The 9,726-nt window shown below is 60.1% G+C and carries 6 protein-coding genes; 1 reads left to right on the plus strand and 5 read right to left on the minus strand.

The genetic code is table 11. The annotated features are described in order from the left end of the window. Positions 1-227 precede the first annotated feature (227 nt). Both glyA and AC1DLB_RS12875 read right to left on the minus strand, forming a co-directional pair. The gene (gene glyA / locus AC1DLB_RS12870) at positions 228-1,481 is read right to left on the minus strand and encodes a serine hydroxymethyltransferase (protein WP_018925867.1); all 1,254 of its coding nucleotides are present in this window, start codon (positions 1,479-1,481) and stop codon (positions 228-230) included. A gap of 246 nt (positions 1,482-1,727) precedes the next feature. Further along, complete coding sequence (locus tag AC1DLB_RS12875) at positions 1,728-5,576, minus strand: sensor domain-containing protein (protein ID WP_477785081.1); 3,849 nt, start codon at positions 5,574-5,576, stop codon at positions 1,728-1,730. Between the two features lie 286 nt (positions 5,577-5,862). Between AC1DLB_RS12875 and ettA the strand changes: the two genes are divergently transcribed. Beyond that, positions 5,863-7,527 (plus strand): energy-dependent translational throttle protein EttA, encoded by a 1,665-nt coding sequence (gene ettA, locus AC1DLB_RS12880; protein WP_018925869.1) that lies wholly within the window; start codon positions 5,863-5,865, stop codon positions 7,525-7,527. Positions 7,528-7,655: 128 nt separating this feature from the next. On the opposite strand, the gene AC1DLB_RS12885 is transcribed toward ettA, so the two are convergent. The 3 genes from AC1DLB_RS12885 to AC1DLB_RS12895 form a co-directional block, all read right to left on the minus strand. Next, positions 7,656-8,150 (minus strand): GreA/GreB family elongation factor, encoded by a 495-nt coding sequence (locus AC1DLB_RS12885; protein WP_018925870.1) that lies wholly within the window; start codon positions 8,148-8,150, stop codon positions 7,656-7,658. A gap of 70 nt (positions 8,151-8,220) precedes the next feature. Beyond that, a complete protein-coding gene (locus tag AC1DLB_RS12890) occupies positions 8,221-8,577 on the minus strand; it encodes a hypothetical protein (RefSeq protein ID WP_064620471.1) in 357 nt (118 codons plus the stop codon). Positions 8,578-8,661: 84 nt separating this feature from the next. Then, positions 8,662-9,726 (minus strand): Lnb N-terminal periplasmic domain-containing protein (locus AC1DLB_RS12895; RefSeq protein WP_477785082.1); only part of this gene is annotated, 1,065 nt, incomplete at its 5' end.

Below are 9,726 nucleotides of genomic sequence, written 5' to 3' on the forward strand. Positions count from 1 at the left end.
GCCGTGCGCCAAGCGCATCAGATTCAGGACTTAATTATTGTGGTCTTACCGGTATGTCCAGTGCAGGCGCAGTCTACGCTGGATTTTTTCAGGATTACAAGGGGACGCAGCAAAATTGGCATGACCGGTCTGACCAGTGGTGCCAACCCCAATTGATCTTTATGGCGGACGAAAAAAAACCGGCCATTACTGGCCGGTTTTTTCATTGCTGCGGTTTAGCGGGGCAATTAAGCGCCGTACACCGGCAGTTTCTTGCAGATGGCCTTGACCTTCTCACGAACGGCGTCGATCACCGCTTCGTTGTTCAGGTCAGCCAGGATGTCGCAGATCCAGCCGGCCAGCTCTTTGCACTCGGCTTCCTTGAAGCCGCGAGTGGTCACAGCCGGGGTACCGAAACGCAGGCCGGAGGTGACGAACGGGGAGCGTGGATCGTTCGGTACCGAGTTCTTGTTCACGGTGATGAACGCTTTGCCCAGTGCAGCGTCGGCGTCTTTACCGGAGATTTCCTGCTTGATCAGCGACAGCAGGAACAGGTGGTTCTGAGTACCGCCCGACACCACGTCGAAACCGCGCTCGATGAACACACCGGCCATGGCCTGGGCGTTTTTCACCACTTGTTGCTGGTAGGCCTTGAACTCAGGCTGCAGCGCTTCCTTGAAGCAGATCGCCTTGGCAGCGATCACGTGCTCCAGCGGGCCGCCCTGGGCGCCCGGGAATACTGCGGAGTTCAGCTTCTTCTCGATGTCGGCGTTGGCGCGAGCCAGGATCAGGCCGCCACGTGGACCGCGCAGGGTTTTGTGGGTGGTGGTGGTCACCACGTCAGCGAAAGGCACCGGGTTCGGGTAGACGCCAGCGGCGACCAGACCGGCCACGTGGGCCATGTCGACGAACAGGTAAGCACCAACCTTGTCAGCGATAGCGCGGAAGCGTGGGAAGTCCAGAACCTGCGAGTAGGCAGAGAAACCGGCCACGATCATTTTCGGCTTGTGCTCAACGGCCAGACGCTCGACTTCGTCGTAGTCGATCAGGCCATTGGCATCGATGCCGTACTGAACGGCGTTGTACAGCTTGCCGGAGGAAGAAACGCTGGCACCGTGGGTCAGGTGACCACCGTGAGCCAGGCTCATGCCCAGAATGGTGTCGCCCGCTTGCAGCAGGGCCAGGTAAACGGCGCTGTTGGCTTGCGAACCGGCGTGCGGCTGAACGTTGGCGTAATCGGCGCCGAACAGCTCTTTGGCGCGGTCGATGGCCAGTTGTTCGACGATATCGACGAACTCGCAACCACCGTAGTAGCGCTTGCCCGGGTAGCCTTCGGCGTACTTGTTGGTCAGTACCGAGCCTTGAGCTTCCATCACCGCAGGGCTGGTGTAGTTTTCCGAAGCGATCAGCTCAATGTGTTCTTCCTGGCGCTGAGCTTCTTGCTCCATGGCGGCAAAAAGATCGGCGTCGAACTTGGCAATAGTCAAATCACGGCTGAACATGGCGGTCCTCAAGGATCGGGGCAGAAAAGGGAGGCATTCTAACCCAACCGCTTTTAGATGGCATATGAAAGGACATCATGTCGCAGACAAGTGGGCTTCATGCCGGGATCAGCGGTGATCGTGCGGGCCTCATCGCGGGCAAACCCGCTCCCACAGGGATCTTCAGTGGTCAAAAATCTTGGGTTCACCCAAAAAACTGTGGGAGCGGGCTTGCCCGCGATGGGGCCGTCCGCAGCACTCTGAAACTCAGTCGAACATGAACAACGCATCATTGCTGAACTGCGCTTCGAACCGGCCGGCCGGCATCGGGCGGCCGAACAGGTAGCCCTGAACCTCATCGCAGCCATGCTCACGCAGGAAGTCGAGCTGTTCGTGGGTTTCCACACCCTCGGCGATTACCGCCAGATTGAGGCTGTGGGCCATGGCGATGATCGCCCGGGCAATCTGCGCATCCTGCTCGCCCGACGGCAGGCCATCAACGAAGGTGCGGTCGATTTTCAGCACATCGATCGGGAATTGCTTGAGGTAGTTGAGCGATGAATAACCGGTGCCGAAGTCGTCGACCGCAATGCTCAGGCCGAGGTTTTTCAGTCCGGCGAGGATCTGCATCGCCTCGCTGACTTCACGCATCAGGATACTTTCGGTCAGCTCCAGCTCCAGGCACGCCGGCGGCAGGCCGGTTTCCCTGAGGATGGTGGCGATCCGCGTGCCGAGCTGCCCGTCGGAGAACTGCCGGGCCGAAATATTCACCGAGACCTTCGGCACCCGCACCTTGGCCTGGTGCCAGGTCTTGAGTTGACGACAGGCCTCACCGATCACCCAGTCGCCGACATCCACCACCAGCCCGAGCTCTTCGAGCACCGGAATGAAGTCCCCTGGCGGCACCAGGCCGCGGCGCGGATGGCGCCAGCGCAGCAGGGCTTCGGCGCCGGTCAGGCGTTTGCCGTCGCCGCTGAATTGCGGCTGGTAGTACAGCACGAATTCGTTTTGTTCCAGAGCGTGGCGCAAGTCGCTTTCCAGCTCCAGACGCTCCAGGGCGCTGGCGTTCATGTCGGCCTGATAGAACTGGAAGTTGTTCTTGCCGCGTTCCTTGGCGTGGTACATCGCGGTGTCGGCGTTCTTCATCAGCTGACTGAGTTCGCTACCGTCCTGAGGACTCAGGGCGATGCCGATACTGGCGGTGACGAAGAACTCGCGGCCTTCGAGCACGAACGGCTTCACCAGGCTGGCGAGGATCTGTTCGGCCACGTGAATGGCTCGGTTCAGCGCGATCTCGCGGTTGACCCGGGGTTGCAGCAGCAATGTGAACTCATCACCACCCATGCGCGCCACGGTGTCGTCATCGTCGACGCAGCCGAGCAGGCGCGTGGCCATTTCCTTGAGCATGCGGTCGCCGGCGGCATGACCCAGGGAGTCGTTGATCGGCTTGAAGCGGTCCAGGTCGAGGAACATCAGCACCACCCAGGACTTCTGCCGTTCGGCCGATTGCAGCGCGGTGTGCAGGCGATCCTGGAACAGCGTGCGGTTGGGCAGGTGGGTCAGGGCGTCGTAATAGGCGAGGCGGTGAATCCGTTGCTCACTGGCCTTGCGTTCGCTGATGTCGCTGAAGAAACACACATAACTGGCCAGATCGCCTTCGTCGTCGAGCACCGCCGTAATCCCGACCCAGGCCGGATAGTGCTCGCCGTTGCGACGCTTGAGCCAGACTTCGCCTTCCCAGGTGCTGTGCTGATGCAATTGCTTGAGCACGTAGCGCAGATGAGTTTCCTGCTGCTCGTCGACGGTGAGCATGTTCGGCAACTGATCGAGYACCTGGGACACCGCATAGCCGCTGACGCGACTGAAGGCCTCGTTGGCCTGGACGATATAGCCGGCCGGGTCAGTGATCAGAATCGCCGAGGTGGAGTGCTCGAATACCGTGGCCGCCATGCGCAGGTCCTTCTCGGCCCGGCGTTGCTGGCTGATGTCGCGACCGACCCCGAGCACACCTTCGAAGGCGCCGTGTTCGTCCCAGACCAACACCAGACGCAACTCGATAGGGATCTTGCGTCCGTCGGCCCGCAGGCAGTCGAACAAAAACAGTTGGGTCTGCACCTGACTGCGCAGCAGTGTCAGTTGATCGGGTTTATCCAGCGCTTTGCTGACCCGGTCCATCAGGCTGTAGATGYCGCTCAGTTGTTGCGGGTTGGCGATGGTCGATTGCCAGCCGTTCTGGAATATCCAGTCGGCGTCGAAGCCCAGCACCGCTTGCACCGAAGGGCTGACGTAATTGAGCGCCATCTTGCTGTCAGTGGAGAAAATCACGTCGCTGATACTTTCGGCGAGCATCCGGTAGCGTTGCTCGCTGTCGCGCAGGGATTCACTGGCTTCGATCTGCTCGGTGATGTCCTTGGCCACACCGATGATGCGCGTGACCTGATCGTGCTTGTCCCGCGCCAGGGCCTGTTCGCGAATATCGAAACGCCGCCATTTGCCATCGCGATGACGGAAGCGCAGCTGGCACTGCAGCAATTGGGTGTAACCCGCCTGACGCTGAGATTGGCGAGAGCGGTGGTAGTAGTCGGCATCTTCCGGGTGCAAGAGGATTTCCCAGAAGTACTCGCCCATCTGGTGCAGCTCGGTGCGGTTGTAACCCAGCGTCTGCCCCAGGTGATGGTTGCTGAAGATCATCCGCTGGCTGATCACGTCTTGCACATACAGGTGATCCGGCACGGTGCGCACCACATCGGACCAGAATCCTTCGCGCTCCAGCAGCGAAAGCTCAATGAGTTTGCGGCTGGTGATGTCGCTGATGCTCAGGATCACCGCTCTATGGTCGGGCTGATCTTCCGGCAGGCGCAGCACGAGCCACAAGTGCTGGTCGCGGCCATTGGCGTCCTGAAGCTTGATTTCCAGCTCAAGCTGTTTCTGCTGGTGGAGCACCGCTTCGAGCACTTGATTGCCGATGGCCGTGCAGTCCAGTGGGCAGCCGTTGATCAGTAGTTTCCAGGCCTGATCGCAGGAATTGACGTTGAGCAGTTGCAGGGCGACCTGGTTGACCTCGGTGATGCGCAGTTCCTGCAACAGTTGCTGGCGTTGCTCCGGTATCCCGAGCCAGGTTCTCAGCTGCTCGCTGCTGGTGAGTTGCGCCTTGTCGAAAAAGCTTTTGAGCCCGGACAGGTCCAGCACGCACAGGGCAACACCGGTGCCTTCGAAGATGTCCTGATAGCGTCGGCGGCCTTCATGCAGTTGGCGTTGGCGGCGACGAATGTTCAGCAAAGCGATGAACGGTAACAGTGAGAAGGCCAGGCCCAGCAGGCATTTGCCGATGAATGCCGGCAGCAGTTGTTCGATCACCCGTTGCCGGTCGAACAGCCCGCGCAGTTGCCAGTCGCTGCTGCTCAGGGGGACGATCAATACGCTGTTGGTCAGTTCGTCGGGTGTCAGCGCCGCGGGTTTGGCTGAAGGCAGGGCGTCATCGCGACTGATGATCTGATGATTGATGCGGTTTTCCACCAGCCACAGGGGGCGAAGGCCGGCGTCGCCCTGTTTGGTCAATGAAGAAAAAAATGTCGGTGTCAGGCGCAGGGCCCAGTAGCCGCGAGTACTGCCGCTGGCCTGGTGCAGGAGCAGGTGCACCACCGAGCCGTCATCGGCATTGCTGAAATAGTGGGCCTGGGCGCGGCTGCGCTGGACCAGTTCGCTCAGGTAGTTGGCGTCCTGGCTGTCGACGGCGCTGTCACTCAGGACTTTCCCGGAGGGGCTGAGCAGCGCCAGGCTGCGCAGGTCGGGCAGCGACTGTTGCAGTTTGCGCAGCAATGTCTGCTGTTCGTCGGCGCTTTGCGGTTGTTCGACGATCGGTAGCAGATTAAGGGCGATCTGGGCGTTGAGCGCCATGTTGAGGCTGACTTGCGAAGCCAGGTCGGCGGTGTAGTTGATGGTGTACTGGCGCTGGTTTTTCTGGGTTTCGCGCAGTTGATCCAGCAACTGCCAGAACAGCAGTGCGAGCAGCAACAGCACGAGAGTCGCCAGCGCGCCCTTCAAGCTTCCGCGCAGGGGCGAGCCGAGCCCAGGGTTGAGCACGCTCGCGGACGGTGGCGGAGTGACATTGGACAAACTGTAATCCTGCGGTTTGGCTGGACTGGCGCGGCGTGCACTATAAGCCGGACGCCCGAAGGGCGGCTAGCATGCCTTGAGTTGTGGCGAAGTGCCAGCCCCGCTCGGCTGGACTGCCTTCTGTCAATGAGGTAGCTTTGCCGGTTACGCGRGAGCGTTCCAGCTCCTAGACTCAGGTTTTTTTCAGCGCGCACGCCTTGATACCCATCAAACGAACGACGCGCATGGCCTGGCCGGGCATCGCCTGCGCTCCAATCATTCATCAGTCACTGACCCTAGGTTCTCCATGGCTCAATACGTCTTCACCATGCATCGGCTGGGCAAAGTTGTTCCGCCGAAGCGGGAAATCCTGAAAAACATTTCGCTGTCGTTCTTCCCCGGCGCCAAAATCGGCGTCCTCGGTCTCAACGGTTCGGGTAAGTCCACGCTGCTGAAAATCATGGCAGGCGTCGACACCGAGTTCGACGGTGAAGCCCGTCCGATGCCGGACCTGAACATCGGCTACCTGCCGCAAGAACCGATCCTGGACCCGACCAAGACCGTGCGTGAAGTGGTCGAGGAAGCGGTCAGCGTGATCAAGGACGCCCAGGCGCGTCTGGACGAGGTCTACGCGGCCTACGCCGATCCGGATGCTGACTTCGACAAGCTGGCTGCAGAGCAAGCCAAACTTGAAGCCATCCTGCAGGCCAGCGATGGCCACAACCTGGATCGCCAACTGGAAGTCGCTGCCGATGCGCTGCGTCTGCCGGCCTGGGATGCCAGGGTTGAACATCTTTCCGGTGGTGAAAAGCGTCGTGTGGCCCTGTGCCGCCTGCTGCTGTCCGCCCCGGACATGCTGCTGCTCGACGAACCAACCAACCACCTGGACGCCGACTCCGTCGCCTGGCTGGAGCACTTCCTGCACGATTTCCCGGGCACCGTGGTTGCGATCACGCACGACCGTTACTTCCTGGACAACGTTGCCGGCTGGATCCTCGAACTCGACCGCGGCGCCGGTATCCCGTACGAGGGCAACTATTCGGGTTGGCTCGAAGCCAAGTCCGATCGTCTGGCGGCCGAATCCAAGCAGCAATCGGCTCACGAAAAGGCCATGAAGGAAGAGCTGGAGTGGGTGCGCAAAGGCGCCAAGGCCCGCCAGTCCAAGTCCAAGGCTCGTCTGCAACGCTTCGAAGAAATGCAATCGCAGGAATTCCAGAAGCGCAGCGAAACCAACGAGATCTACATCCCGGCCGGTCCACGCCTGGGCGACAAGGTCATCGAGTTCAAGAACGTCACCAAGGGCTACGGCGATCGCGTGTTGATCGACAATCTGTCGTTCTCCATGCCTAAAGGCGCCATCGTTGGCGTGATCGGCGGTAACGGTGCCGGTAAATCGACCCTGTTCCGCATGCTGATGGGCAAGGAAACGCCGGACTCGGGCAGCATCGAAGTCGGCGAAACCGTGCAACTGGCGTGCGTCGACCAGAGCCGTGAAGACCTGGATGGCAGCAAGACTGTGTTCCAGCAGATCTCCGACGGTTCCGACCAGATTCGCATCGGCAACTACGAGATCCCGTCGCGTACCTACGTCGGTCGTTTCAACTTCAAGGGTGGCGATCAGCAGAAGTTCGTCAAGGACCTGTCCGGTGGTGAGCGTGGTCGCTTGCACCTGGCCTTGACCCTGAAAGAGGGCGGCAATGTCCTGCTGCTCGACGAACCGTCCAACGACCTCGACGTTGAAACCCTGCGTTCCCTGGAAGAAGCCTTGCTGGACTTCCCGGGCGCCGCCATTGTGATCTCTCACGATCGGTGGTTCCTTGACCGCGTCGCGACTCACATCCTGGCGTACGAAGACGACTCGCAAGCGGTGTTCTTCGAAGGCAACTACACCGAGTACGAAGCCGATCGCAAGAAGCGCCTCGGCGAAGCGGCCTCCCAGCCACACCGGGTACGGCACAAGAAACTGGCCTGATTTCAGGTTGGCTGCATAAAAAAACGGAGCCTTCGTTCGGGGGCTCCGTTTTTTTATGGGTTTTCAGTGGCACCGCGGTGTGGCCTTCGCGAGCAAGCCTCGCTCCTACAGCGAAGGCGCCATCGGACTCACCCGATCTCTATAGCCAGCACCTCAATCACCATATCCCCCACCGGCCGCTTCCACGACACTTCATCGCCTACGTGCGCACCCAGTAATGCCCGTCCCAGCGGTGAACTCCAATTGATCAGTCCATGGGCGGCATCCGCCTGGTCTTCTCCGACCAATTGCACGCGCTGTTCATGATCGTGCTCGTCGGCAAAGGTCACCCAATTGCCAATCTGCACTTTGTCGGTCGAGGAGGCTTGTGCGACCACCTGTGCGCTTTGCAGGCGCTGCTTGAAGTAGCGCCAGTCGCGATCGAGGTCGGCCTGGCGCTGCTTGTCGGCCAGGTCACCTTTGGCGCTTTCCTCGTCGAGCAGGCTTTGCAGCACGGCGACTTTCGCCTGAAGCTGCATGAGCCCGGCGGGTGTGACGTAATTGGGCTGCGCGCTGACCTGTCGTTCGACTGGCAGGTCGGCTTGCGCGGCAGCGTTATCTTCATTGACGAAGGCGCGACTCATGTTGTTCTCCCGTTATAGGGTTTGGGCCATGGTCGCGTGCTTTAAGTTTCGACGAATGTCTGTAAACGACTTATTGCGAGCGATAGGCTCGCGCGGCGTCCCGGTCTTTCTCTCGTTGCCAGGCCCTTTCGCGCTCATCCCAATGGCGTTCCCTGTACTCGTTGCGATCCTCGCTTTCCCGCATGGCCTGGCATTGACGCAAGCCATCGGTCCAGCCTTCTGCGTATTGCTTGTCCTTGAGGTAGCGTGGGACATTTTTGCGAAATTCACCGGTGATTGCCCCGGCGGCTTGCCGGCCACTGCTGCAACCGTCATCGAAGCCATCGGCGAACGCCGGCGGATACCCTTTGGCGATCAGATCCTCGTGAGTCGACTGGCACCCTGTAATCAATAGCAACAACCCCAACACACCCACGCAACGCCACATCTCGGACTCCAGGGCCGTTCAACGGCCTATAGGGGAAGTCTAGAAGCGGATTTGTCGGATGGGAGTGAAAGAAGGGTCAAAAGATCAATAGTGATACCACTTCACTTCAAGCATCACTTCGTTTTCAGGTGATGCCAGGTGGCTGAATTCGCGTTGGGCACTCAGCACACGCTCCAGGCCGCCGGTGACTTGCCACGACAGCGGCTGCAACAGCGCGTTGCGCGGGGTCAGGGAGCGGATGGTCGCCAGGTCCAGTTGCTGCAACTGCCAGTGATTGCCTTCGTATTGGCGCAGCTTCATCTGCAGGATTTCGATCTGTGCGCCAAGGGGGAAGCTTTCGGCGTTGTCGTTGAGGTCGTGGTAGGCCATGCGCAGGCCATATTCGCCGAAGGCTTGGTCACCCCGGGTGCCGATGCCGGCCTGCCAGGTGCGGGACTCGTGGCCATCCTCGGGCAAGCCAGGTCGCGCAATGTCCAGTTCAGGAGGCGGGTTCTGATTGATCGCGCGCAGTAATTCGAAACTGCGCTGAGCTCGTTGCGGGTCACGTTCCTGGCCGTTGGCGCGATAACGCTCCAGACGATAGGCCGCGTCGATGATCAACGCCTGACGCTCGCGCGGTTGCGCCTTGAACGCCGGTTCCTGCAATTGCTTCTGATCGGCGCTGATTTTCAGCACCCACTGCTGCTCTTCATCGGTCAACGGCTGCGCGCGGCTCAGCAGTTCACGCTCGCGGGACGGGCGATATTCGATCGACTCCACCAGCCCGGCCTGTTTCACCGCTTTGACGGTGTCGGTGGGAATGGCGGTCAACGGGAACTGATCGGTCAGTTTCAGGCCCGGCCGCGCCACCTGCAGCAGCTCAAGCAGGCGATAGGAGCAGTTTTCATCGAAGAAGAAGTAGTCGAACTGGATCTGCTTGAGCTCCCAGACATGCTCGACCATGCGCTCGGTTTCCTGCTGGGTCAGGTTCAGGCGGTATTCCCACAGGTCGCGGTTTTCGAGGCTACGGTATTCCGAGAGTTTTTCCTGATAGGGCACCAGTGCAAACAGCCCGGGATAACCACCCATCAGGCCTTTCCACGCGTACAAAATGCTGTTGTCCGACCCTTCGATGTAGGCGCCGAAGTTGATCGCGTAACTGAGCAGCGA

It is taken from the genome of Pseudomonas sp. 05N434, assembly GCF_056396965.1.